At 58.9% G+C, this 24,492-nt stretch carries 21 protein-coding genes and 1 tRNA gene; 11 read left to right on the forward strand and 11 right to left on the reverse strand.

The window, feature by feature from the left end; translation table 11 throughout:
* Nucleotides 1-2: 2 nt before the first annotated feature.
* Both rdgB and J2S62_RS05345 read left to right on the forward strand, forming a co-directional pair.
* Nucleotides 3-623, forward strand: coding sequence for an RdgB/HAM1 family non-canonical purine NTP pyrophosphatase (gene rdgB / locus J2S62_RS05340; protein WP_310172262.1), 621 nt, complete (start codon nucleotides 3-5; stop codon nucleotides 621-623).
* The gene (locus tag J2S62_RS05345) at nucleotides 620-1,657 is read left to right on the forward strand and encodes an exonuclease domain-containing protein (RefSeq protein ID WP_310172265.1); all 1,038 of its coding nucleotides are present in this window, start codon (nucleotides 620-622) and stop codon (nucleotides 1,655-1,657) included. The genes rdgB and J2S62_RS05345 overlap by 4 nt, the downstream gene beginning before the upstream one ends.
* An 11-nt stretch (nucleotides 1,658-1,668) precedes the next feature.
* Here J2S62_RS05345 and J2S62_RS05350 read toward each other — a convergent pair whose 3' ends face one another.
* On the reverse strand, nucleotides 1,669-2,643 hold the full coding sequence (locus J2S62_RS05350; RefSeq protein ID WP_310172268.1) for an SRPBCC family protein: 975 nt from the start codon (nucleotides 2,641-2,643) through the stop codon (nucleotides 1,669-1,671).
* A 437-nt stretch (nucleotides 2,644-3,080) separates the two neighbouring features.
* On the opposite strand from J2S62_RS05350, the gene J2S62_RS05355 reads away from it, so the two are divergent.
* The 4 genes from J2S62_RS05355 to J2S62_RS05370 are packed head-to-tail and all read left to right on the forward strand — an operon-like array spanning nucleotide 3,081 to nucleotide 7,162.
* A complete protein-coding gene (locus J2S62_RS05355; protein WP_310172271.1) occupies nucleotides 3,081-3,344 on the forward strand; it encodes a hypothetical protein in 264 nt (87 codons plus the stop codon).
* Nucleotides 3,341-4,699 carry a glycosyltransferase family 2 protein gene (locus tag J2S62_RS05360; protein WP_310172274.1) on the forward strand — a complete coding sequence of 453 codons (1,359 nt, stop codon included), beginning with the start codon at nucleotides 3,341-3,343 and terminating at the stop codon, nucleotides 4,697-4,699. The genes J2S62_RS05355 and J2S62_RS05360 overlap by 4 nt, the downstream gene beginning before the upstream one ends.
* A complete protein-coding gene (locus J2S62_RS05365) occupies nucleotides 4,650-5,363 on the forward strand; it encodes a calcium-binding protein (protein WP_310172277.1) in 714 nt (237 codons plus the stop codon). Before J2S62_RS05360 ends, J2S62_RS05365 begins: the two co-directional genes overlap by 50 nt.
* Nucleotides 5,364-5,389: 26 nt before the next feature.
* Nucleotides 5,390-7,162 (forward strand): DUF2334 domain-containing protein, encoded by a 1,773-nt coding sequence (locus J2S62_RS05370; RefSeq protein WP_310172279.1) that lies wholly within the window; start codon nucleotides 5,390-5,392, stop codon nucleotides 7,160-7,162.
* On the opposite strand, the gene J2S62_RS05375 is transcribed toward J2S62_RS05370, so the two are convergent.
* A complete protein-coding gene (locus J2S62_RS05375) occupies nucleotides 7,163-8,071 on the reverse strand; it encodes an ADP-ribosylglycohydrolase family protein (protein ID WP_310172282.1) in 909 nt (302 codons plus the stop codon).
* A 47-nt stretch (nucleotides 8,072-8,118) separates the two neighbouring features.
* On the opposite strand from J2S62_RS05375, the gene J2S62_RS05380 reads away from it, so the two are divergent.
* From J2S62_RS05380 to J2S62_RS05395, 4 genes are all read left to right on the forward strand, one after another.
* Complete coding sequence (locus J2S62_RS05380) at nucleotides 8,119-9,273, forward strand: metallophosphoesterase family protein (RefSeq protein WP_310172285.1); 1,155 nt, start codon at nucleotides 8,119-8,121, stop codon at nucleotides 9,271-9,273.
* On the forward strand, nucleotides 9,273-12,374 hold the full coding sequence (locus tag J2S62_RS05385; protein ID WP_310172288.1) for an SMC family ATPase: 3,102 nt from the start codon (nucleotides 9,273-9,275) through the stop codon (nucleotides 12,372-12,374). Before J2S62_RS05380 ends, J2S62_RS05385 begins: the two co-directional genes overlap by 1 nt.
* A gap of 392 nt (nucleotides 12,375-12,766) precedes the next feature.
* The gene (locus J2S62_RS05390; RefSeq protein ID WP_310172291.1) at nucleotides 12,767-14,023 is read left to right on the forward strand and encodes a Na/Pi symporter; all 1,257 of its coding nucleotides are present in this window, start codon (nucleotides 12,767-12,769) and stop codon (nucleotides 14,021-14,023) included.
* A 9-nt stretch (nucleotides 14,024-14,032) separates the two neighbouring features.
* Nucleotides 14,033-14,314 carry a hypothetical protein gene (locus J2S62_RS05395; RefSeq protein WP_310172294.1) on the forward strand — a complete coding sequence of 94 codons (282 nt, stop codon included), beginning with the start codon at nucleotides 14,033-14,035 and terminating at the stop codon, nucleotides 14,312-14,314.
* Between the two features lie 7 nt (nucleotides 14,315-14,321).
* Here the strand turns inward: J2S62_RS05395 and J2S62_RS05400 are convergent, their stop codons facing one another.
* The 8 genes from J2S62_RS05400 to J2S62_RS05435 all read right to left on the reverse strand — a co-directional run bounded on the left by J2S62_RS05400 (nucleotide 14,322) and on the right by J2S62_RS05435 (nucleotide 22,495).
* Nucleotides 14,322-15,926, reverse strand: a complete 1,605-nt coding sequence (locus J2S62_RS05400; protein ID WP_310172297.1) for an HNH endonuclease — start codon at nucleotides 15,924-15,926, stop codon at nucleotides 14,322-14,324.
* A 127-nt stretch (nucleotides 15,927-16,053) separates the two neighbouring features.
* Nucleotides 16,054-17,538, reverse strand: a complete 1,485-nt coding sequence (locus tag J2S62_RS05405) for a malate:quinone oxidoreductase (protein ID WP_310175732.1) — start codon at nucleotides 17,536-17,538, stop codon at nucleotides 16,054-16,056.
* 72 nt (nucleotides 17,539-17,610) lie between these two features.
* The gene (locus J2S62_RS05410) at nucleotides 17,611-19,236 is read right to left on the reverse strand and encodes an ABC transporter substrate-binding protein (RefSeq protein WP_310172301.1); all 1,626 of its coding nucleotides are present in this window, start codon (nucleotides 19,234-19,236) and stop codon (nucleotides 17,611-17,613) included.
* A gap of 32 nt (nucleotides 19,237-19,268) precedes the next feature.
* Nucleotides 19,269-19,352, reverse strand: a tRNA-Leu gene (locus tag J2S62_RS05415).
* A 65-nt stretch (nucleotides 19,353-19,417) separates the two neighbouring features.
* Nucleotides 19,418-19,894 (reverse strand): thioredoxin-dependent thiol peroxidase, encoded by a 477-nt coding sequence (bcp, locus tag J2S62_RS05420; protein ID WP_310172304.1) that lies wholly within the window; start codon nucleotides 19,892-19,894, stop codon nucleotides 19,418-19,420.
* A gap of 17 nt (nucleotides 19,895-19,911) precedes the next feature.
* Nucleotides 19,912-20,838: a metal ABC transporter solute-binding protein, Zn/Mn family gene (locus J2S62_RS05425; protein ID WP_310172306.1), complete on the reverse strand. Its 927-nt coding sequence runs from the start codon at nucleotides 20,836-20,838 to the stop codon at nucleotides 19,912-19,914.
* Nucleotides 20,835-21,725: a metal ABC transporter permease gene (locus J2S62_RS05430; protein ID WP_310172309.1), complete on the reverse strand. Its 891-nt coding sequence runs from the start codon at nucleotides 21,723-21,725 to the stop codon at nucleotides 20,835-20,837. Before J2S62_RS05430 ends, J2S62_RS05425 begins: the two co-directional genes overlap by 4 nt.
* Before the next feature lie 2 nt (nucleotides 21,726-21,727).
* The gene (locus J2S62_RS05435; protein ID WP_310172313.1) at nucleotides 21,728-22,495 is read right to left on the reverse strand and encodes a metal ABC transporter ATP-binding protein; all 768 of its coding nucleotides are present in this window, start codon (nucleotides 22,493-22,495) and stop codon (nucleotides 21,728-21,730) included.
* Between the two features lie 240 nt (nucleotides 22,496-22,735).
* On the opposite strand from J2S62_RS05435, the gene J2S62_RS05440 reads away from it, so the two are divergent.
* Nucleotides 22,736-24,001, forward strand: coding sequence for an AI-2E family transporter (locus J2S62_RS05440; protein ID WP_310172314.1), 1,266 nt, complete (start codon nucleotides 22,736-22,738; stop codon nucleotides 23,999-24,001).
* Nucleotide 24,002: 1 nt separating this feature from the next.
* Here J2S62_RS05440 and J2S62_RS05445 read toward each other — a convergent pair whose 3' ends face one another.
* Nucleotides 24,003-24,425 (reverse strand): VOC family protein, encoded by a 423-nt coding sequence (locus J2S62_RS05445; RefSeq protein ID WP_310172316.1) that lies wholly within the window; start codon nucleotides 24,423-24,425, stop codon nucleotides 24,003-24,005.
* Nucleotides 24,426-24,492: the final 67 nt, after the last annotated feature.

Below are 24,492 nucleotides of genomic sequence, written 5' to 3' on the forward strand. Positions count from 1 at the left end.
TCATGGACCCCGTCATTGTGCTGGCTTCGAATAACGCCGGCAAACTTGCAGAGCTTCGGGCGATCTTAACCGAAGCCATCCCGACGTTGGATCCCACCCAGATCGTGGACGCGGCAACCGTCAATGCCCCGGATGTTGTTGAGGACGGCGTCACGTTCGAGGCCAACGCGCTGAAAAAAGCCACCCAAACCGCCGCGGCCACCGGGCTGATCGCCGTGGCTGATGACTCGGGGCTGACCGTGGATGTCATGCACGGTGCTCCGGGGATCTTCTCGGCGCGCTGGGCGGGCAAGCACGGCGATGATCAGGCCAACATGGAGCTGCTGCTGGCCCAGCTATCAGATATCGATGCTGAGCACCGCGGCGCGGCGTTTGTCTGTGCCGCTGCCTTCGCGACTCCAGACGGCGAAACCCGGCACGTGGAGCTGGGCCGAATGGCCGGGGACCTGACCTTCGAACCCCGCGGTGAGCACGGCTTTGGTTACGACCCGATCGTCGAAATCCCGCACCTGGGCAAAACCGCAGCCGAACTCGACCCCGAAACGAAAAACGAGATCTCCCATCGTGGCAAAGCGTTCCGCGCGTTAGCACCAGTGTTGGCAGGTGTGCTCAACAAGGCATGAACTTCACCGCCATCGACTTCGAAACCGCCAACGGGTTTCGCGGCTCGGCCTGCGCCATCGGCGCGGTCAAATACCGCAACGGCAAACTCGTCGACACCCACTACAGCCTGTTGAAGCCCCCGGCCGGTTTTGACCGGTTCGACCCGCGCAACGTGGCCATCCACGGCATTACCCCCGAGGCAGTCGCCGAGGCACCGGCATTTGCCGAACACTTCGACGACCTCTATGCCTTTATCGACGATGATGTGGTCGTGGCCCACAACGCCGGTTTTGATATCGGTGTGATCGAGTCCGGGCTGGAAGTCTCCAACCGATCGATCCCGCACATGGAATTTGCCTGCACCCTGACCATGTCGCGCAAAAACTATCAACTGGCCTCCCACGCGCTGCCCTCTGCGGCAGCCGAGGCCGGTTATGTCATCAACAACCACCACAACGCGCTGGAAGACGCCAAAGCCGCCGCGGCCATCGTCGTGGATGTCGCCAAACGACTGGCCGCCGCCTCATTTGATGCGCTGTTGGACGCCTCGGGCATGCAACGCAGAGTGCTCCGGCCGCGCGAGGTCGGCACCCAATTATCGCGTCCCACCAGACACGCAATGACCATGCCCGGCATGTTTGACGCCAACAACGGTGCAGTCTCCGTCGATCAGCTGCCCGATCTGATTCGCTGGCCCAACGAGGGCATTAACCCCCCGGCCAATGAACAAGCAGATCCGCGGCACCCGCTGTATGGTCACCACGTGGTGTTCACCGGCATGATGGGCCTGTCGCGTCAGGAAGCCAAGAACAAGGCCGCCGCCCACGGGGCCCAAACCCAATCTCGGATCGGCGCCTCCACCACCATGGTGGTGATTGGCGACGGGATCCGGGCCGAAGATCTGGTCAATGTCGAAACCGACCCGCGAATGCAACAACGCAAGATGCGTGAGGTGATCCAGCGTCGCAAACAGGGCCAGAACATCGTGTTGGTCACCGAGCCGGAATTCTTACTGATGCTCAACGAGAACTGGCCGCACGCCAGTGTGGTGTAGCTGAGATCCCGTTAGAACGCGACGATGTTGGACTCCAGCCGCGAGTAACTGTCTTCCATCCCGGAGACCATCCCCGTATCGATGACCACATCGCGCAGTTCAGTCGTCGGATACTCAATGACGGTGGTGACCAGGGTGCCCTGGCTGACCTCGGCCAGATTGACTTCATTGGTCGTGCTGGCACCCTCGACGCCCAGCAGCCGTTCGGTCGTGATGAAATGATACGGCGCCTCGAAGGCTAAGAGCTCGCCGGTAAAACCGAACCGGTCGGTGCCTTCGACGGTTTCCCACTCATACCGGTATGATTCACCGACCTGCTGGGCAACATCGCAGGTGGTCATGACCCAACCGTCGGGTCCCAGCATCCACTGGCGAACCAACTCCGGGGTGTGGTGGGCCGCCCACACTTTGTCGATGGGTGCCCGGATGACACGACTGATTCGAATCACGGTGTCGGTCAGATACTGCAACTGGGCGATATGACTGGCCGAATAGGTCGACTCATCGGTCACGACCCCATCCAGCTGCCCCAGCGCTTCGCGTAAGCCCTCAACCATCTGCATGGCCATGAGCTGTTCCATCTCCTGGGCGGAGGAGAAGTGCGAGGTCGCCGTCACGAGCGAACCCAAGGTCGACTCTTCAAAGGCATAGACCGTGCGGACGGTAGGCAACTGGTCGTTGGCGGTGCCATCGGCGTGCGCAAATCCGTCGAGGACCTCAAATCCGTGCGGTGGGTCCACGCTGTTGAACTGCCAGTACCCAAAGGTTTGTTCGCCGTCGGGCCCGGTCATGAGATACTCCGACCGGCCGCCGGGGCGGAACCCGTGACGGGTGAAGGTGGCCGGCCAGGTGGGTGGACCCCAAAATGCTTCCAACTGCCGTGGATCCACATATGCGTCCCAGAGCCGATGCACCGGGACGGGAAAATCCGCCACAATAGTGAGGGTGAGTGCAGTCGGATCGGTGTCGAGGGATCTGATCGTCATCGTCGGGACCTTCCGTGCAAGAACCACGCGCGACCTCCCTGACTCGGGGTGTCAGCATGCCGCTTTGGGAGCTTTGACGCTACGCCGACGACCGGTAGCGGTCAAGAGATCTGGAAGCTGGAAAAACACGCACTTTCAACCTTTATTACCGTTCGGTAACTAGGGTGAGGGAATTTTATGACCTCTGACTTGCGGGTTTATTTCGGGGGTTGAAACCGGGGGTGAAAATCACCTTGACCCCCGGTAAAACACGAATCCTTCTCTAGGCTGTCCTGTGGGCCATTTCACTGCACCGAGGCCTCCGCGAGTCACATGACCCTGCGGTCAGCTACGACCATGACACAGACAGGCACCCGATCCATGCCCCTCATTGACCTCACACCGCGAAGTCCGCACACCCGCACCACAACTCGTCTCACATCCAAAGGTGGTGCACTGTGAAGTTAGATTACTCGGCAATCATTGATGTCACCCCTGCACTGGCCGTCATAGAAGACACCAGCAGATTACTCTTGACCGTCGGAGTGGGACTTTTCCTGGCGTATATCGTGCTGCTTGTCGGGGCCAATATGGTCGGCGTGATACACCGACTCGTCATCCAGGGCCGTCGTACCAAAAACATTCAGCGTCAAGGCAAGGCGCCAGCCCACCAGGCCCAGGTGGCCGGTGTCGCTCGAGCCATGGAACGAGAAGCCGCATGATCGCTGTTTTCGGACAAACCATTGATCTCATACTCATCATCGCTCTGGTCTTGATCCTGGGCGGTGTCGCCTACGGAGTGATGCTGTTCATCCTGTCGCGCTTTGAACCCAGAAGACCACTGGAAAACCGACTGCGCTCCCACCTGATGACGCACCCCAAAGACCGCGATGTCGTCTTCCTCATTCCATGTCTCAACGAAGAAGAAGTCATTAGCGCCAGCCTGGCACGGCTCACCGCCTTGGACCACCAAAAGATACACATTCTGGTCATTGATGACGGCTCGGATGATTCCACGGCGCAGCTCGTGATGGAGAATCCCGACCCGCGCGTCAAACTGCTGCGTCGTATGCTTCCCAATGCCCGACAAGGCAAAGGTCAAGCGCTCAACGCGGGCATCCAACATATCCGTGAGGGGGCGCTAGGCCCCGATTTTGACCCCTCGAGCGCCATTATCGTCGTCGTTGACGCTGATGGAAGGCTTGAACCCCACGCCCTAGACGTCGTGCTGCCAAGCTTCGACGACCCGCAACTGGGCGGGATACAAATCGGGGTGCGCATCAACAACCGCAAAGCCAACCTCCTGGCACGAATGCAGGATATCGAGTTCGTCCTATATACCAGGGTCTTTCAACGAGGCCGACGCCACTTGGGCTCCGTTGGGCTCGGGGGCAACGGCCAGTTCGTTCGGTTGAATGCGCTCAACAGCCTCGGCACCAAACCCTGGACGGACTCACTGGCCGAAGACCTCGACTTAGGAATCCGGCTTATGCTCGCCGGATGGACCACTGAATTTTGCTCTGAAACCTCGGTTCATCAACAAGGTTTGGTCGATATCAAACGCTGGGTCAAACAACGCACCCGCTGGTTTCAAGGTCACCTGCAGTCTTGGGAATTGATGCCCTGGGTGCTGGGCACGCTGCGCGGCACACGCCGCCTAGACCTGGGATATCACATCACCAGCCCGTACCTCTTGCTCGTGGCCTCGCTATTTACTGTCGCCTTTGGTTTGTGGACGGTCGACCTGGGCTTCGACCTGGCTACTGGAACCCTGGCGTTTTCCGCATGGTGGGTTTCCGCCTATGTCGTCGCATTTGGTCCGATCCTGCTCTTCGGGACCCTGTACTGGCAACAAGAGCGTGACTCGGGTATCAGCTGGCTGCATGCAGTGTTGGTGTTCCACCTGTTTGCGCTGTATGCCACCCTCTGGTACATCGCCGGCTGGCGAGCTGCCTACCGCATGCTGACGGGTCGCAACGGCTGGGCCAAAACAGACCGCATGAAAGAACCAGCAAAGGACCTCACCGATGTCACATCCGTCTCGCAGAGCGCGTCGGGCAGTTCAAACCTCGCCTAAACGACGTGCACTCATCGGATGGGTGATTTTCGGAGTCGCCACCATTGCCATCGTGATCGGAGTGATGTGGGTCATGCGACCAACGGGCGATGAGGCGACATGGGCCCAGGGTGAGACCTATGGCGACTGGGTGGTCCGCTACACCGGCTACGGGACAGTCACCTCCGACGGGGAACGCATCACCCTAGAACCTCAAGCCGCAGCAGACCATGCCATCACCCACGGGGGATTGGTGCACACCACGGGCCAGTGCCAAGAGGCCGATTTCGCCGTCAGTCTCAACACCGAATCCCAGGTGCGCCAGGGCAGCCCCAATATTTGGGAAGTCGGTTGGGTGCTCTGGAATTTCCAATCTGATACCCAGTTCTATGCTGTTGCGCTGAAACCCAATGGCTGGGAAATATCCAAGCAAGATCCCAACTACGAGGGAAACCAACGCTTCCTTGCCTCCGGAGATAGCCCGACCTTTCCGATTGGTAAAGATTACCGAGTGACGGTCACCCAAGACAACGGCACGATGACCGTGTCTGCCGACGGACAAGAACTGGCCACCGTCACCGACAAAGAAACACCCTACCGTGACGGTGCCGTTGGGCTGTACACCGAAGATGCTCGGGTGCACTTCTTCGACTTTGACCTACCCGACTGCGCGCGCTCACAGTAACCCACCTTGAGAAAGACTCATCACACATGTCCAAGACTTATAAGTTGTCTCCCGCTGCGCGTGCCCTGTTTGGCACAGTGTTGGTAGCGGTCCCTGCTGCAACCGTTGCCGGGCTTTTCCTCATCACCGACGACGGGATCGTCCCGCACGAGAACTCGGCACTGGTCGAGCAGTACGCTCAAGCCAGTCTCGAGGGAAGCTCGGCGGCAGACCCGCGCACCTTTTCGGCCTCATATGGGAAATCCGAGGGCACTGAAACGTTAGTGCTCTATGACGATGAGGCCGCCGAGGCTGAAAGTGCCGAAATGTATGCCATTGTGTCGGGAAACCTGGCAACGCATTTTGGCTCGGTCGAGATCAAGCCCCTTGACGAATACTCCGCCGGGGACCTTGCCGAGTACGACGGAGCAGTCTATGTGGGTACCGATTATCGAACGGACGTCCCGGAAGCTCTGGTCGATGACGTACTCACGGGGAATACCAAAGTCCTGTGGGTCGGTGAAAACGTCGAAGCCTTAGCTTCCGAGGGGAACCAAGCTGAATTTGTGGCGCGATATGGCTGGGACCCCAACACGATAGAGACCGTGGAGAGCAGCGACGTCAATCAGCTGTTCTATAATGACGCAGTGCTGAGCCGCTTTGACGGTGCCGAAGAGGCTCGAGATGCCAACGGGGCCAAAATTCCACGGACGGTGGATACCCCGGTGATTACCGATCAGGATCGCGTTGAGGTCGTGGCGACCGCTAGCAGCGCAGAAGAAGGTGGGACCGATGAACATCCGTGGGTCATTCGGTCCGAAAACCTCACCCACCTGGTCGAGCTGCCGTATCACTTCATCGACCGGAACGAACTGTATCTAGTTTTTGCGGATTTATATTACGATTTATTGGCACCGGACACGAAGGAAAGCCAACGCGCGGCGGTCCGGCTTGAGGATGTCAACGCCGAGTCCAGTCCCGAACAGCTTCGTGCCATCGCGGACTACTTACACGCTGAAAATGTGCCATTTCAGGTGGCTGTCATTCCGGTCATGATTGATCGCACCCCTGACGAGGAAGACTTCTACGGACTGAGCCTGCAGGATTCTCCCGAGGTTGTTGAAGCACTCAAATACATGCAGCAACGCGGTGGTACCCTGATTCAGCACGGTACGACTCACCAATACGGTGCCGCTGATAACCCGTACAGCGGGCGCAGTGGTGACGACTATGAGTTCTACGGGTATGGCTGTTCGGCAACTGAACTACCACCATTTGAGTGGGAAGAATGCGATAACAGCTCCTGGGTGCGAAAAAAGGATCCGCTGCCTAAAGACGATATCGATGATCATCGTGCCCGGTTGGCCCACGGCCGCGAGATCATGATCGAAGCCGGGCTGGGAGAACCCAAGATCTTCGAAACACCGCATTACACGGCGTCGGTGAATGCCTACACGGCGATGGCCGAAGAATATGACGCCCGCTACGAACAGGTCGAGTACTATGCCGGCATGCTCTCGGGCGGGGAGTTCACTTCCGAACATTCTTATGGCCAGATCTTCCCCTATGCCGTGCACGATATCTATGGGTCAACCGTGTATCCAGAGAACCTACAAAACCCCACCGAGAAAGAACAAAATAATCATCCGGCTCGGCCACCGCAACTGCTGGTGGATCGTGCCGAAGCAAACCTGGCGGTCACCGAATCCACAGCAAGTTTTTATTTCCACCCGTTTCTGGACCTCGACTATCTGGCTGAAGTCGTCGATGGGATCAAAGACCTCGGATACGAATTCGTACCAGTAACTGAGCTGGAATAATTAGGTGGTGTGGCTGATCCACCGGTCCACGGTCTCTTCTAAGGCAACGTAGTTGTTCAGATACGATGGCGTCCCGGTGGCGGTATTTCCGAATATCGCACCGATCAACTGGCCGGCAAGTAAGGCGGTAGCCTGCGTGTTTCCCCCGAAATGTACCGCCTGAGTCACTGCGGCACGAAACAGCTGTTCGGGTGCGACCGGTTGTTCTAGAACGTCAGCCACCGCGCGAATCGCCGCGGGGAACACCTGGCGGGCCGTTGTCGGAGAGTTGAGATCCTCGGATAATCCGGTGCGGATCTGCTGGGCCAGGTCGTCACCATCTTGCTGTTCGCCCAGCCACGACAGGACTTCGGTCACCGCGGTGATCAGGCTCTTGCCGGTGATGATGTGGTGCATAACGAGACTGTATGCCGTCGGGGTGAGCCAGTCAGCGTGGGTCAACACGGCGACCTGGCGAGACATGGTGGCCACCCAGTTGGTATCGACCTGCGGGAGCATACCCAGCGGGGCGGCACGCACTAGTGCATCGGTCCCGGTGGCATCCACGCCGTGTGGTTTGCGCGGCAGCCCCATCTCCACTTCTTCTAATCCTGCTGTGGTCGCAGGCTCGACATCGCCGGGGTAGAGCTGATGGTCATCAATGCGACGCGCGGGGGCGGGCGGTAGTCCCTCGGGGAGAGTCCCGAAACGGTTTTTATACCAGCGCAGCAGTGCCAACCAGATGGCGGCTGGCGGGTCGGCGGCCTCACCCCGGGCGGACCATTCCAGCACTTCGAGCAACCCGTCAGCAACATAGAGCGTCAGCTGGGTGCCGGTGGAATATTCGGTACCTTCTGGTTCAAGGGCGGCGGCTTCGGCCGCGGCACCCCCGTAGAACACCCCGGCAATGCGCGAAGAGAAGTTATCCATGGTCCACCACCTTAGCGTGTCCCACCCGGGGCCTTACACTGGATGGCATGCGTCTACTTCACACTTCGGACTGGCATCTGGGCCGCTCGTTTCATAACACGGATATGCTCGATGCCCAGCAACACGCCATTGATTTTATCGTGGATACCGTGACCGAACGCGCCATCGACATCGTGCTGATTTCCGGGGACGTGTATGACCGTGCGCTGCCCCCGGTGGACGCCGTGCAGATGTTTGACCAGGCGCTGGTGGATCTCCACGCCGCCGGAGCCGAAGTCGTTGTGACCTCGGGCAACCACGATTCCGCGATCCGGCTGGGCTTTATGTCGCGCATGATGCGCGGAGTACACATCCGCACGATGCCCGAGGCGATCACTGACCCGCTGATCTTTGGTGACGAGCACCCGGTGTGCATCTGGACGGTACCGTATCTGGAACCACGCCTACACGCGGCAGACTTTGAGGTGGCGGCTAACCACTACAGCATCATGACGCACGTCATGGACCAAGTACGCGCCGAGATGACCCAACGCGAGCTGACCGATGCGACCCACATCATGATGGCCCACCTGTTCGCGGCCGGAGCGTCGGCCTCCGAATCAGAACGTGACATCGGTGAAGGCACCGAGGTCGGGACGCTGGGTCAAGTCCCGGTCGATATCTTCGCGGGGATGGATTACGTCGCCCTGGGCCACTTGCACGGCCGCCAGACAATGAGCGACACCGTGCGCTATTCGGGCTCCCCGGTGGCGTACTCGTTTTCCGAACACGCCCACCGAAAGGGCATGTGGTTGATCGAGACCGGTGACGAGTTGACCGTCGAACCCATCGATATTCCACAGCTCAAACGCCTGGCGGTGCTCAAAGACGAGATCACCCCGCTATTAGAATCCGACGAATATACCTGGGCCGAAGATGCGTGGTGCCAGATCACCGTGACCGACCCAAAACGTCCGCCGCACGCCTTCCGCCGGCTCAAAGCTCGGTTCCCCGGGATGCTGAACTTTATCCTGGCCCCTACCGGTAGCACTGAAGCGAAAACCACGTACTCGGATCGCATCGCCAAAGCCACCACCGATATGGACCTGGTGTTGGATTTCGTAGATCACGTCCGCAACCGGCCGGCCTCGGACAACGAACAGCGCTGGCTGCGGGACGCCTTAGACCACGTCAACCGCGTCAAAGAAGGAGACGTGAAATAATGCGCATCCACGAACTAACCTTCCAGGCCATCGGCCCGTACGCGGCCCAACAACACCTGTGTTTTGAAAGTTTGGACGCTGCCGGGCTGTTCCTGCTGGACGGGCCCACGGGTGCCGGCAAGTCGACCATCTTAGACACCATCACCTTCGCGCTGTACGGCAAGGCCGACGACGACCGCAAAAACACCGAACTGCACTCGACTCTGGCTGAACCCGGCGTGCCCCCGACCATCCAGCTGGACGTTTCATTTGGCACCCGCCGGTTTGTCATCGACCGCACCTTACAGCACTACGCGCCCCGCCGCGGCGCCAAAGACCCCAGCGATGTGGTCGCCCGGCAGGCGTCGATGTCGCTGGTCGAAATCGTCGAAGGTGAACGCCGCCAACTGACCACCCGGGTGGATGAGGCCCAACAGATCCTGCGCGGCGTCATCGGCTTGAGCCGGGAACAATTCACCTCCGTTGTGCTCCTGCCGCAGGGCGAGTTCGCGCGCTTTTTGAAGGCCTCGAGCAATGACCGCGAAGCGATCCTGCGCCAGCTGTTCAATACCCACCGTTTCGATGAGATCGGTGACTACCTGAACGCCCGGGCCAAGAAGTTACGGGGCACCGTCGAAACCGACCAAGAGCGTCGTCACACTCTTCGCGCCGGACTCATCGAGACCGCTGAGACCTACGGCGCTGCTGAGCCAGACGATGAGTTACACACCGATGACCCAGAGCTCGACTTGCTTGATGACGAGGCATTAGTCGATCACGTCGACGGCATCATGACCCAGCTCGAAGCCGCTGCGCTCCGTCGCGTTGAGCACTTCACAAAAGCCCGGGAGGCCGCGCGCAAAACGGTGCAGCGATTGGAACAACAACAAGAACAGGTGCGCGAAGCCGGCGAGTATCGGCGTCGTCAAACTGCGCTCGAAGACCAGGCTGCAGCCGTTGAAGCAGCGCAATTGCAACTGGCCCATCACCAGCGTGCTAAACCGGTGCTAGATGCCCAACAGCATTGTGATGCCGCTAAGTCCCAACTTACTGCAGCCCTAGAGCAGCTCCAAGACCAATGCGACACCGCACAACAAGACGAGCTCATTGTGGAATGGGCCGCCGGACAAGACCTGTTTCGCGCTGCCGAAGATACGACGCAACAGTTATCGGATGGTTGGAAGAGCGTTGAAGCTTCAGCTATCCGTGCGCTCGAACAGCTGGCCCAATTGGAGAAGACCCAGGCCAGCGTCACCGCGAGCAAGAAACAACTGTCCCAGTGGCTCACAACGCGCGACGAGCTTGCCGAAAAGATCGCAAAGCTGGGGGAGCAGTATGACTTGGCCTGCGAAAACCTCGCAGCGGACAAGACCCGTGCCGAAGAACTCTCCGGCGTGGAACAGCACCTCACCACCGCCACGCAACGTCTCGAGGAAGCCAAAACTCAACAGGCCGCTGCCAAACGAGCCGAGGCTGCCCAAGTCGAAACTGAGCGCCTCAAGAAGGCCTGGGAGACCGCCAAACAGGACGCTGACAACGCGCTCGAGAAGTTTCAGGACTTGACGCGTCGCCGGATTGAGGCTGCAGCAGGCTTTCTGGCCGACAAGCTGCAAGATGGACAGCCGTGTGAAGTGTGTGGTTCGACCAGCCATCCAGAACCGGCCAGCACGCACGGGCTGGAAGACATCTCTAATGAAGCCGTCCAACAGGCGGAACAACGGGCCATTGAGGCACGACGCGCAGCCAATGACGCCGAGGAAACGTATCAGGCGCAGCATGCCACATTGCAGTCGCTGAAATCCGAGGCGGGAGGTCTCAGCCTGGACGACGCCACCGATCAGGTGACAGAAACCAAGCAGGCTGTGACTACGGCAAAAGCCCAGGTCAAAGAGCTCGAGGACGTACGTACGCGCATTAAGACCCACGAAACCCAGATTGAGCAGTTGCGTGACGAGAAATCTGTCGCCGAGCAGCAACGGACGGAAATCGTCACCCAAATTACCACGCTGACCGCCGAGCTCGAAGACGCTGAACAACACTTAACTCAAGCTCTTGGAACCTATGACGATGTTGCAGCCTTCCGCGCGGCGGTGGAGCCAGCCCGCCGACTCGTCGGGCAGCTCGTCGAGCAGACAGGTGCGGTCGCCGCGGCCGTCGCGACGCACGACACCGCACGGCAACGTGTCACCGACGCCCTGGCTGCCTCGACGACAGACGAACACTCCGCCTTCGCCGATATCGCTGAAGCCCGCGAGCACGTGATGGCCTCGGAACTCTGTGCCGAACACGAGGACCTGATCCGCCGTTGGACTACCGAAAAGGACCGGCTCGAAGAAAAAGCTGGACAGGCTGCAGTCAAGGCGGGTCTGAAACTGCTCGACGACGGGGTCGAAGCGCCCACCCAAGACACCATCGATGGCGCACACGAAGCGCAGCGCGCAGCCGAAGCCCAGCTGTCGGACGCCAACCGAGAACATGGGAGTATCCAGGCCACTCACGCCCAGTGCCGCACCCAGCAAGCCTCCCTGATAGAGGTCAGTCGCCGCTCCGCGGAACTGCTCGCCGAATACGAAGAACTCGTCGGCTTGAGCGACGTGGTCGCGGGGCGTGGTGAAAATGCAGTGAGCATGCCGCTGCGCTCTTTCGTCTTGGCGGGATGGCTGGAACAAGTTGCCCTGAACGCTTCAGAACGACTCACCGGGATGACCGGTGGACGCTACGAACTGCAACATGCCGTCGGCCAGGGCGGACGAGGACATGCCGGGCTCAATCTTGAGGTGATCGATCACCTCAACGATACGATCCGGACGCCTTCCACCCTCTCTGGGGGAGAAACGTTTATGGCCTCCCTTGCGCTAGCACTAGGGCTGGCAGATGCCGTCCAAGCCCAAGCTGGCGGGGTCGCCATGGATACGCTATTCATTGATGAAGGGTTCGGCTCGCTGGACGCCGACACGCTCGAGGAAGTCATGGGTGTGCTCGCCACACTGCAAGACGACGGTCGGCTGATCGGCCTAGTGTCGCATGTGGAGTCCATGAAACAACAGATCCCGCATCGTATTCAGGTGACCAAGGGTCAGGCCGGTTCGACCGTCGATATCCTCGGCCCGGGCCTGGCGTAGCAGCCTTAAATCTTCCCCTCGAGCACCGCTAAGGTGAACAGCAGGTTAACTGGTTGTTATTCATCGGCTCCCCGAGGTTGGCTATCCGACCGTTACGCAGCCCAGAAAGTGACCCATCTTACGGAAGTACCCCGTGTAAGGGAGTCAGGATGCCTGTCGTTGAAGTATTTTGAAAACTCTGTGTTCACTTTCGGGTCTCATTTGTCAGTGTGACAAACTCCTCATCGGCTCGCGTGACTAGGAGGTATGCCTCAGATTCGGGGTGAAAGCGGCACGTTTCGCGACATTCGACGCGCCGGGAAACTGTGCATTGGTTCTAGGTTAACCTTTGGTTTACCTTCCAGTGTTTCACTGGGTCTGACACCGCCCAGACGGAAGGGACTATCTTAGGTATGAGCCTAGATAATTCGACGGAGCGCAAGCCTCTGCAATACAGCGCTTCGACGCAACCTCAGATCGAGGAAGAATCGAACCTGAAGCGTCCAGGCTTCATGGACCGCTTACCTATCTCCGGAAGAACCCGGAAAGTCGTTGAATGGCTCTCCGTCGTTGCCGCCGTCTATGTGCTTATCACCGCTGTTAGCGTGATCGGTTCTGGCTTCGGTGTGGCAACCGGTGGGCAAGCCGAACAAATCTTCGCCTTTGCCCAGAACCCCATGGTCGGGTTGGTCATCGGTATCCTCGCGACCGTTTTGACCCAATCGTCATCGACCACCACCTCGATTGTGGTCGGTATGGTTGCCGGTGGGTTACCACTTGCCACCGCTATCCCCATCCTGCTTGGTGCCAACGTTGGCACCACCATGACCTCCACGCTGGTCTCCCTGGGAGCAGCAGGGGATCGTAATCAGTTCCGACGCGCCTTCTCTGCAGCGTCAGTTCATGACATGTACAACCTGCTCTCAGTAGCCATCTTCTTCCCGCTGGAGTGGGCCTTCGGACTCCTCGAGCGGATCGGGACCTGGTTTGCGGGCATCACCACCGGTTCCGACGGCGGCGTAGTCGCCACGGTCTTTACCGGCTTGGGTAACGGCGTCAGCGCCGTAACCGATCCCGGAGCAGACCTGGTAGAAGCGACCGCGATGGCGGTTCTGTCCCCGGTATGGGCTGGTATCGCCATGATCGCTATCGGTGTGGCGTTGATCCTCATGGTCATCAAATTCATCTCCAGCATGCTCAAAGTGTTGCTGGTGGGCAATGTAGAAAAAACCTTCCACAAAGCCATCGGCCGTGGCCCACTTTCCGGCATTTTCTCCGGACTGTTGATTACCGTTATGGTTCAGTCCTCCACGACCACCACATCCTTGGCCGTCCCACTGGCAGCTTCCGGAAAATTCTCGCTGTGGCAGATCTACCCATTCACGGTCGGGGCGAACATCGGTACGACGATGACCGCCATGATCGCAGCATTCGGGTTCTCCGGCTTCGAAGCCACCGCCGCGATGACAGCCGCCGCAGTACACCTGTTCTACAACCTCATAGCCGCCGCATTGATCTTCCTGATCCCATTCCTGCGCCCGCTGCCCGTCATCGGGGCCAGCTGGTTGGGTAACCTGGGAGCGAAGAATAAACTCTACGTTGTCGCCTGGCTGGCCGGGCTCTTCGTGGTCATCCCAGGACTTGTTATCGGCGTGAGCGCGATCATCTAAGCTAGAGTCATGACGACTCCAGACTCTTCCGGTAATGAGCTCCAAGAGCTTACCGATCGGGAACTGTTGGAGGAACTCACCGCAACCGATCTCCGGCTAGAGGACCTCCATCATGAGATCCGCCGGCGCATGCAGTACCGAGCGGCGATTGAACACCGGCAGCAACAGCACGCAGAAATCTCGCGGATGGTTGAGCACTTAGACCAAGCGAAAGTCGACTGGCAAAGAGTTCGTGACTTCTTTCGGGAGAGTATCGTCGAGTCGCAAGATCCCTGGAACAGTCAGCGTTAACGCGTGATCAGGTCTGATAGAAGTAGTTCTTACGGGGCACTTGGTCTGGGTCGAGTAGCGGATGCAGAATAAACCGGAACTCGCCGTCGACTCGAGAAATTTTTAGCGCTCCGGCGTGCACCGCCTGGTGGTGGTGCGAGCATAAGAGTACGCCGTTTTCGGTACTGGTTTCTCCGCCACGTGACCAGTATGTCACGTGATGCACTTCGCACATTGAAGCTGGCATATGACAGCCCGGCACAGCACACCCGCGATCGCGAGCCATAATGGCGCGTCGAAGTGCATCATTGAATTGCCGTTGTTGCCGGCCAACCGATAAGACCTGTCGCTGGCCCGTAAGCGTGACCGGAGTCAGCCCAACATCGCAACGCATGCGCAGAATAACATCGGGCGGAATGTAATTGTTGTAGATGCCTTGCGAAATGCGCTGTTGCAACCGATCCAGGTTCTGGTCCTCTAACAGTTCATCCACGCGGGTGGTCTGAGCCGAGGGCAAACTCGGCAACTGCCGAACCTCGACCTCCGCCTCACCGGTGTGGGACTCAGCATGTGCCTGCAATAGGGCTTCACGTTGGCTCACTTGCAACTCGGGAAGCAAGTCTGCGAACTCGCGGCGTAAGCCTTCTAGGAGCGTTGCATAGTCGGTTATCACCAGCATCTGCGTGTGGGCACCGCTGGCTCCGCGGAAACCGGCCTTGTCAAAGTTCGCCAGCACAAAGCTCAGCGCATCACGGAGCACATGCATCCGACGTTGACCGCGACTGCGGGTTTCAAAAGAACCATCATTTTTTCCACGCGGGTTGAGCGCAGCGGCCAGCAATGTTTGTAACCGCTCATCGCCCTCGGCGTCGGTAATCAGTCGCCATTCGACCGCATTTTTATTACCTCGGACCAACCCAATGCGGCGCACATCATGCATCGCTTCGGTCTGGCGTGCGGTAAATTGCTTATCTGACGGGTCGATCGAGGCCAAGAGGTCTTTCTTGCGTTGCCCGACGTATCGGCTGAACTCCTCGGGTGTGGTGTGTTCGATTTTCTCAGCGAAGTCTTTTTCAATAACCTTACGCAGCTTTGTTCGAAACGCTTCATCTTTCCCCGCAGCCTCCGCGTTGGCTTCAACCTCATCAATCATCGCTAACGCAGACGACAACTTCGAGGGATTGACGCGCCCCTGCAGGGCGCCCAGGAGCGGCAGTCGCGTGTGCCCGATGCTGCCGGCACGGTCTGGATCGGATGCCCGTGCGGGAGTCATGGCCGCTGCAAGTCGCATCCGGCCGGCCGCCTCGTTAGCGCGAATCCCGTGGGTTTTAGCCAGTAGATCGGTGGCGTCACGGAACGCGGTCTTGCCCTCGGGTAAGCCCAGTGTGTGGCGCAGCTTGGGATCGTTGAACGCATCCTTGAGCAGCCCGGTGTACTGGTATTGCACAGCGGTTGCCCTCCGCAGGGTTGCTTCCAGCAACATCGAACGCTGCAGTGCCCCGTTGCTGGGCGCGTCGGGCTCACGGTCGGCCAGGGCCTCAAGTCCGGCCCGAATCTGCTCATGGATTTCCTCAGCAGTCAGGGCGGCCCAATCGAGCGACAATGCTGTCGGGGCGTTCAGTGGCGTCGTCACGGGTCTCACCTCCTGGTCACTAGTGTGACGTAGGACGGCGACCGGGCAGGCACCAACGGCCAGAATGTGGACAACGACGACGTTATCCCCAACAACTCTCAGGCCGGTGTCGACCCGAGGCGATTATCTAGGCGAGCTGCAGCGTTTTGGTGGTTGCCTGTGTGACCTCGGCCAGGAGCTTGGGATTCTCGTTCAGGCGTTGACCCAGCGTCGGGATCATCTCGGTCAGCTTGGACTCCCAGCCGGTGAAGCGATCCGGGAAGCTGCGCTGCAACAGCTGGACCATAATGGGCGCGGCAGTCGAAGCCCCGGGCGAAGCGCCCAGCAAAGCGGCAATAGAACCGTCAGCACCGGAGACAAGTTCGGTACCAAACTGCAGCACGCCGCCCTTCTTGGGGTCCTTCTTCATGACTTGGACGCGCTGGCCAGCGGTGATGAGTTCCCATTCGTCTTCGACAGCGGCAGGGTAGAAACCACGCAGGGTATCGACTTTTTTGCCGTGCGTCTTAGCTACCTCAGAGACGAGGTAGCCGACGAGGTCGAAGTTGTCCTTGGCGACGTTGAGCATGGTCCCGATGTTGTGCGGGCGCACGGATTTCGGCAGATCAAAGATTGATCCGGTTTTCAAAAAGTTTGTGGAGAATCCAGCGTACGGCCCGAACATCAGCGACCGACGGCCATCAACAAACCGGGTGTCTAAGTGTGGGACCGACATCGGTGGCGCGCCCACGGCGGCCTGGCCGTAGACCTTCGCGTGGTGACGGTCGATGACCTGCTGATTGGTTGCGCGCAAGAACTGGCCCGAGATCGGGAATCCACCGTAGCCTTTGGCCTCGGGGATTCCAGAGGACTGCAGGAGGTCAAGCGCTCCGCCCCCGGCTCCGATGAATACAAAGCGTGCTTTGACGCTAAATTTACGACCATTGAGACGATCATGGACGGCGATTTCCCAGCGGCCGTCGGTGTCACGCGACAGACTAGTGACTTTGTGGCCGTAGTGCAGCTCGACGCCGTCGTGATCCATTTTGTTGATCAGCTGGCGGGTGAGTGCGCCGAAGTCGACGTCAGTGCCGGCCTCGAAGCGGGAAGCGGCCACGCGCTGTCCGGGTGCCCGGCCTTCGGCCAGGAGGGGAGCCCACTCAGCGATCTTGTCGGGATCTTCGGTGTGCTCCATCTCGGCGAACAGCGGGTTCGGGACCATGGTCTCGTACCGAGCCTGTAAGTATTTGGCGTGGTCGTCACCCCACACAAACGACATGTGCGGCAGCGCATTGATGAAGCTGCGCGGATCAGTCAGGGTGCCGTTTTCGACCAGGTGAGACCAGTACTGCAACGACATGTGGTACTGCTCGTTGATATTGGTGGCTTTAGTGATATCCACGACGCCGCCGGGGCCTGAAGGCGAGTAGTTCAGCTCGCACAGCGCGGCGTGACCGGTACCGGCGTTATTCCAGGGGTCGGAGGACTCCTGGCCGGCCTGGTGAAGGTTTTCGTACAGTGCGACGGACCAGTCTGGCTCCAGTTCGGTCAGCATCGTGCCCAGGGTGGCAGACATAATCCCACCCCCGATCAATACAACATCGTATGCGGGGGATGATCCTGACTGCTGCACGTCGTTCTCCTGATCCTCATTGATCGACTGATGACCATGCCACTCTACTACTGTCAAGAGGCCAAGGATAAATTAGGACAACTGCACTCGGGAGTACTGCTCGTCCAACACCGGGGAAATTGGATAGAAGTCAACATTGTGGCCCGAAGCCAGCGCCGTAATGGGGAAGGTCAGCGGCACCGCGGGAATATCGAGACTGGCGGCCTCTTCGACAGCAGTTAACAATGCGGTGCGGGCATCCGGGTCGTCTTCGATCCGCGCGGCAGCCAACGCCTCGATCACGGTCGGGTTGGCCCAGGCGAATTCACCCGTGGGTCGCTCGAACAGTTCGGCCAGCACATACAACGCATCGCGGATAAAGAAGTTACGCCCCAGCAGATGCACGCCTCGGTCGGTCGAGGGGCTCATGACTTGCGACAAGTACTGCCCTTCATCCCACGCGATTGGTTTGGCCACGATATTAAACCCGGCCGCAGCTAACCGCCCGGACAAGTGTGCATAAAGTTTTTGGGGTTGGGACATGTAGACGCGTTCGGCTCCGGTGGGATACCAAAACTCAATGGGTTCGCCGTCATAGCCTGCCGCGGCCAATAGGTTGCGGGCCCGTTCGACGTCGGCGTCATAGGTGACCACCGCATCGGAACGTTCGAGCAGCGATGGCGGATTGAATTGGTGGGCGACGTACGAGCCCTCCAGATGCAAGCTGGCGATCATCTCGCCGCGGTAGAGCGCGTGGGCTACGGCCTGGCGGACGTGCAGATCGGCCAGCACCGGATGGGCCTGGTTGATGCCCAAATACAGCACGGCCAGTGGGTCACGCTGCAGGACCTGATACCCAGACTGGACCAGTTCTCGCAGCACCGACGGGGCCACCCCATCGAATACATCGAGTTGTTGGGTCCGAAGCCCGTAGAGGCGTTCGTGCAGATTCGGAATGGTTAGCACTTCAACATCGTGGTTGGCATCAACGGCTGCTAGCCCGACGGTGGTGTCCGAGGTGTCACCCCAACGATAGGGGCCGGTCCCGGCCAGCGGAATCATCGGTAGTCCCTCGGCCAGTGCGGCATCAAAATCAGCCCACGACGCAGGGGAGGTGATGCTAAACGCCGGATGGGTCAGGGCGGCAATGAGCTGGGGGATGGGCTCGCGCAGGGTCAGCGTAACCTCGTGGTCGCCGGTAGCTTCAACGGAATCTACAAGGCATGAGTCTTCGGAAGCATAGCCACCAAAGACCACCGAAAACGGCAGGCGGCCGGCTTGTCGGAGGCGCTGGGTGCCCAACAGTTCGTTGGCCGTGCCCCAGCGGGCGAAATTTTCAACCACGACCTCGGCGGTGAGTTCGGTGCCGTCGTGGAAGGTGACGTCTTCTTCGAGTTCGAACACCACTTCGGTGCCGTCTCGGGAGATGGTCCAGTCAGCGGCGAGCGCCGGGATGTTCTCGCCGGTTTCGTTGTCGACGCCGATGAGGTTCTGATACACCTGGCGGGCCAGTCGCAGCGTTTCGACATCGTTGGTTACGGCCGGATCCGTGGTCAGCGCACGAGACGGCACACCGATGCGGAATGTTTCCGACGTGGTATTTGTTGTCTGGATCGGGGTGCGCGTGGCCGTGGCTGGAAGTGCGGTGGAGGGCGTGCCGAGTGGAACGAGCCCCAGGGACGCCAGACCGGCAAGAAGCGTGCGACGGGAAAGATGCATCGAAATCCTTCCGTGGCACATTGCAACAATTGTGCGGGCGAAGGGACTTGAACCCTTACGTCTTTAAAGACACTGGAACCTAAATCCAGCGCGTCTACCAATTCCGCCACGCCCGCGGATTCGTCTTGATGGACCGAGGAATAAGCTTAGTCCATCGACGACGAATTACCTAATTGATCTGTTAGGCGGCTTCTAAGCCGAGGTCACGACGGAGTTTGTCGACGTGACCTTTGGCTTTAACGTTGTACTGGGCTTCGGTAACTTTGCCTTCCTCATCAATTACGATCGTCGAGCGGATGAGGCCTTCAAAGACTTTGCCGTAGTTTTTCTTCTCGCCCCAGGCGCCGTAGGCTTCGGCCACTTTGTGGTCTTCATCGGCCAGCACCGGGAAGTTGAGGTTCTCTTTTTCGGTGAATTTATCCAGGCTTTTGACCGCGTCGGGGGAGATGCCGATGACGGTGTAGCCGTCGGCGGAAAACCGCTCCATGCGGTCGCGGAAATCGCAGGCCTGGGTGGTGCAGCCCGGGGTCATGGCCTTGGGGTAGAAGTACACGATGACTTTCTGACCGGCATAATCGGACAACGACACGGTGTTGCCGTTGGCATCGGGTAGGGAGAACTCGGGGGCGGTATCGCCGGGCTTGAGGCGGTTGGTCATGGGGTTCCTTTCTTCGGCTACTGCTGTAGACCGTCGGCTATTCTGTTGAGGTTTTCTTCGAGCATGCCCACATAAGTGTCACCGGGTTCACCTTCGGGTGCGAGTTCGTCGGAGTAGAGGATGGCGTGAATCTCCACACCGGTGTCATCCGAGACTGTTTCCATGGGCGCCGGCGTCACGTTGGATTCGAGAAAGAGTGCCGGTGGTTGATGTTCTTCGACGAAGTCGATGAGTGAGATGATCTGGTCTGGAGTCCCAATGTCGTCGGTATCCACCGCCCAAATGTAGCCTTCAAGCAGGTCGTAACGGTCAGCCACATACTGAAAGGCCCGCTCGGAGGTGACCAGCACGCGGCGATCTTCCTCGAGATCGCCGATCTGTTGTTGGTATCGGTCGTGGATGGCGTTGAGTTGTGCCACGTATTCGGACAGATTGTGTTCATAGGCCTCCGCGTTATCCGGGTCGATTTCAACTAACCCGGCTGCTACGTTTTCAGCCATGATAACGCCCACGTTGGGATCCAGGAAGGCATGGGGGTTCACGGAGTCTTCGACCCCTTCGGTCAGATACAGCGGTTCCACCCCCTCGGTGGTCACAATGCGATGCTCCTCGGGCAGCTCAACCGAGTCGGCCATGCGCGCAGCCCAGCCCTGCTCGCCACCTTCTAGATTCAAACCGTTGACGAAAAACACATCGGCATCGGACAATGCGGTCGTGTCTGCCGGTCTGGAGTCATACTCGTGGGGATCTTGACCGACCGGGACCAGGTTGTGCACTGCGACGTGTTCGCCACCAATTTCTTCCACGATGTCGGTGAGAATCGTAAAGGTTGCTACGGCTTGGACGGTGTCTGACCCGTTAGAGTCGGCGGTGTCGGGGTCGGCGCAGCCGGCCAAGACGAACGCGCCGAGAGCGGCAAGCGTAGCGGTCCGGGGTTTGGTCATAGGGTTGTTTGCTCCTTGGAGTCGGGGTGGATGGCGATCAGACGACGTTCGCGACGCTTATGGGCCTGGGTCCAGATAAATCCCTGGGATGGACTGAAGAAAAACGCCAGCACGAACAGGCTGAAGGCGACTAAGACGATGGCAGGTCCGGATTGCAGTTGGAAGGTATAGCTAAAATACAGGCCCGCAATTGAAGAGAACATCCCGAACAGCGCTGCTAGCCACATCATCGTGGAAAATTTCTTGGACAACAGAAAAGCCGTCGCTGCCGGCGTGACGAGCATGGCGACCACGAGAATGACGCCCACGGTCTGGACCGCCGAAACGGTAACAACTGCTAAAGCGATCAGCACCGCGTAATTAATGGCGCGCGTCGGAAAGCCATAGGCCTTGGCAATTTCTGCGTCCATGGTGGTGATTTGCAGCTGTTTATAGAACAGGACCACCAGGATGGTAATGACCACCGCGATGACAATGGATTGCCACATATCCGTGGTGCGGGTGGCGAGCACATCCCCGAATAAAATCGATTGCAATGAAACTGAGGATTCGGTGCGGGCCAGTAGGATCACTCCGGCGGCGAGGAATGCCGTAAAGACAATGCCGATGGAAGTGTCGCGTTTGAGTCGAGTATTGGCGTTCACAAAACCGATACCGGCAGCGGCGAGGAGCCCCGAAATCAGTGCGCCAACAAAAATATTAGCGCCGAAAAAGAACGAAACCGCGATCCCGGGCATGACAGCGTGCGAGATCGCATCTCCCATCAGCGACAGGCCGCGCAAAATGATCAGGCACCCCACCACTCCGGAGACGATGCCGATAACCATGGCAGTAATCGCCGCGCGAGTCAGGTGCGGGTAGTTGATCAGATCGGTGAAAAATTCCACGGCTACTCCGGACGTCCCAACAGATTCGCGCCGAACGTCGCTGTGAGGTGTTCAGCGGTGAGTTGGTCGGCGACTGGTCCTTGGGCGATCAGCTGCTGGTTCAACATGATGATGTAGTCAAAATACTGTTCAATATTCGATAGGTCGTGGTGGACCATGACCACGGTTTTGCCGGCTCGGCACAGCTCGGTCAAGATCTCTATGATGTTGGCTTCGCTGGCGGCATCGATGCCCATCAGCGGCTCATCGAGCAGTAGGATGTCGGCTTGCTGGGCCAGCGCTCGGGCAATAAAGACCCGTTGTTGTTGACCGCCCGATAGGTCAGCCACCTGACGGTCGGCGAAATCTTCCATGTGTACTCGCCTCAGTGCACGTCGGGCGACTTCGCGTTCGACGGCGCCGGGGCGCTGAAAGACCCGAAGCTTGGGATAGGTACCTAACAGCACCGTGTCGAAGACATTGATGGGGAAATCCCAGTCGGTGGTGGATCGCTGGGGTACATAGGCTATGCGGCTGCGGACTTTGTCGACGCGCTGACCAAAAAACCGGATGCGACCGTGGCTCGTTTCGACTAACCCCAGCACGGCCTTGAGCGTGGTGGATTTTCCGGAGCCATTGGGGCCAATAATGCACGTCATCGTGCCGGCAGGCACCGTAACCGTGAGACCATCGACGGCTTTGACACCACGATACGACACGTGCAGATTGTCGATCGTCAACACGTCAGTGGTCACGGTTGGGCCTTTCACATCGGGCGTGGCGGTGGCCACACGCTGTAGTACCGGTACATCGCATCTTAGGCAGCTAGCGCGCAACGGCGTACTAATCGACGCGGCATGACTTGAAATCCTGCCGGAAGATTTGGTCTCGATCATATGTTCGTCGAGACGAACTTTCAAATATGGTCTGTCGAATCTATGGATGAAGTGCACGAAGGAGACTTCCGGTTCGAAGGTCGCAGGGGTATCCTGAGACAGCAGTACCTGCCGATGTCAGCCTGGAGGCGCCCCGTGGCAAATACCCTGGACGAACTTCGCGAGTCGCGACAAAATCGACCCCGCTGGTCCCTTTCGCACTTATGGACCGACACCATGGGGCGAATGGGCATACGAGCGTTACAGCTGCTCATTATCGGGACGGTCGTCGCATTTGTCGTCCTGGCGCTGTTGAACCTCACCATGGTTGTGATTCCAACTCTCATTGCCATCATCCTTGCCTGTGCTCTGTGGCCCGTGGTGCGTCTATGCCGTCGCGTGATGTCTAGTATGTTGGCCGCTTGGACGGTGTTTTTGGGGTCGCTTCTCGTATTGGGCGGGGTCGGTACAGGTCTGGTCTTTGCGGTCATTAACGAGTGGGAAACACTGGTCGAACAGGCCGTGCAAGGTTTCAACCAGCTGCGCGAATGGGCTGAGAACATCATGGGCCAGCTGGGACTGACGATTGACCAAGAGCAAATAGATACAGCCCTCGATACGGTCACAGGCTTTTTGACCTCCGAAGAATTCGGCACCGGTGCGCTGGTCACCATCGGTGCCGCAGGAAGCTTCATCACCGGGCTGGTCCTGTTCCTGGTGATCTTGTTCTTCCTGCTCAAAGATGGCGACCGGATCTGGGCATTTTTCGTCTCCTGGACCCCGGAGCATTTCCGTGCCCAGTGGATTGCTTCGGGTGATCGGGCGCTTCAAACGTTTGGTGGTTACATCCGAGGGACCGCCATCGTGGCAGCCGTGGACGCCATCGGGATCACCCTGGCACTGCTTATCTTGCAGGTGCCGTTAGCCATCCCACTGGGTGTCGTCGTGTTCCTAGGTGCATTTATCCCCATTGTTGGTGCCACCGTGGCTGGAATTCTCGCCACGCTCGTGGCGCTCGTAACGAACGGGCCCGTGGTTGCATTGATTGTGCTGGCAGCGGTGATCCTGGTCAACCAATTGGAAGGCAACTTCTTACAACCGGTGGTCATGGCCCAGACGCTGAGCTTGCACGCCCTGGTCGTGCTGATGGCACTGACCGCCGGGACCGTGCTGGCCGGCATTATCGGCGCAGTGCTGGCCGTGCCACTGGTCGCCGTGGCGTGGAGCATTATTAAAGTCTGGACCGGACGCGATGAGCCCTTACAGGTGGATCCCGTCGATCGGGCACAAGAACAGATCCAAGCCGTTAATGCCCACCGCGAACGCGAACTTGAAGAACGCAAACAGGAGCGGCAGGCAGCCAAAGCAGCCAAGAAGGACGATAAGGTTTCCTTGGCTGAAGAGCCGACTTCAGACGACTAACTTATTCATCGTCGCAGGAGAACGCCCACATCACGCCGAAACGGTCAAAAACCTGGCCGTACCAGCCACCCCAAGGTGCCTGTTCAAAGGGCATACCCACTGAACCGCCACCGTCGACGAGTTGCTCAATATAGCCGCGGGCCTCATCGGGGGTGCTGGTCGTGTAGAGCAGTGAATACGCGGTGCCTTGGACCGGATAGTCGCGTTCGTCATCCATGGCGTCCCCGCCGGCAATGATACCCACGGGTAGAATCAGCGTGGCGTGTGCGACCGCTTCCGGGTCGGGTTCAAAGGGCATGTCCTCCATGGGGGTATCCCCATAGCGCAAGATCTCAAGTTGTCCGCCGAAGACCTCGTGCCAGTGTTCCATCGCTTCTGCGGTAGTGCCGGGGAGTGCTATGTAGGTGGCTAATGATCTGGACATGGTGTCTCCTCACAGTCAATGAGTTCTCGCGCCACAGTGTAGTGAGTTTGTGCGTGCCCGGGAATGG

The sequence above is a fragment of the Enteractinococcus fodinae genome (genome assembly GCF_031458395.1).
In the GTDB taxonomy this organism is placed as follows: domain Bacteria; phylum Actinomycetota; class Actinomycetes; order Actinomycetales; family Micrococcaceae; genus Yaniella; species Yaniella fodinae.

Bases quoted from the DNA above. Each gene is read 5' to 3' on its own strand.
- rdgB (WP_310172262.1), top strand. From the start codon at position 3: ATGGACCCCGTCATTGTGCTGGCTTCGAATAACGCCGGCAAACTTGCA.
- J2S62_RS05345 (WP_310172265.1), top strand. From the start codon at position 620: ATGAACTTCACCGCCATCGACTTCGAAACCGCCAACGGGTTTCGCGGC.
- J2S62_RS05350 (WP_310172268.1), bottom strand. From the start codon at position 2,643: ATGACGATCAGATCCCTCGACACCGATCCGACTGCACTCACCCTCACT.
- J2S62_RS05360 (WP_310172274.1), top strand. From the start codon at position 3,341: ATGATCGCTGTTTTCGGACAAACCATTGATCTCATACTCATCATCGCT.
- J2S62_RS05365 (WP_310172277.1), top strand. From the start codon at position 4,650: ATGTCACATCCGTCTCGCAGAGCGCGTCGGGCAGTTCAAACCTCGCCT.
- J2S62_RS05370 (WP_310172279.1), top strand. From the start codon at position 5,390: ATGTCCAAGACTTATAAGTTGTCTCCCGCTGCGCGTGCCCTGTTTGGC.
- J2S62_RS05375 (WP_310172282.1), bottom strand. From the start codon at position 8,071: ATGGATAACTTCTCTTCGCGCATTGCCGGGGTGTTCTACGGGGGTGCC.
- J2S62_RS05380 (WP_310172285.1), top strand. From the start codon at position 8,119: ATGCGTCTACTTCACACTTCGGACTGGCATCTGGGCCGCTCGTTTCAT.
- J2S62_RS05385 (WP_310172288.1), top strand. From the start codon at position 9,273: ATGCGCATCCACGAACTAACCTTCCAGGCCATCGGCCCGTACGCGGCC.
- J2S62_RS05390 (WP_310172291.1), top strand. From the start codon at position 12,767: ATGAGCCTAGATAATTCGACGGAGCGCAAGCCTCTGCAATACAGCGCT.
- J2S62_RS05395 (WP_310172294.1), top strand. From the start codon at position 14,033: ATGACGACTCCAGACTCTTCCGGTAATGAGCTCCAAGAGCTTACCGAT.
- J2S62_RS05410 (WP_310172301.1), bottom strand. From the start codon at position 19,236: ATGCATCTTTCCCGTCGCACGCTTCTTGCCGGTCTGGCGTCCCTGGGG.
- bcp (WP_310172304.1), bottom strand. From the start codon at position 19,894: ATGACCAACCGCCTCAAGCCCGGCGATACCGCCCCCGAGTTCTCCCTA.
- J2S62_RS05425 (WP_310172306.1), bottom strand. From the start codon at position 20,838: ATGACCAAACCCCGGACCGCTACGCTTGCCGCTCTCGGCGCGTTCGTC.
- J2S62_RS05445 (WP_310172316.1), bottom strand. From the start codon at position 24,425: ATGTCCAGATCATTAGCCACCTACATAGCACTCCCCGGCACTACCGCA.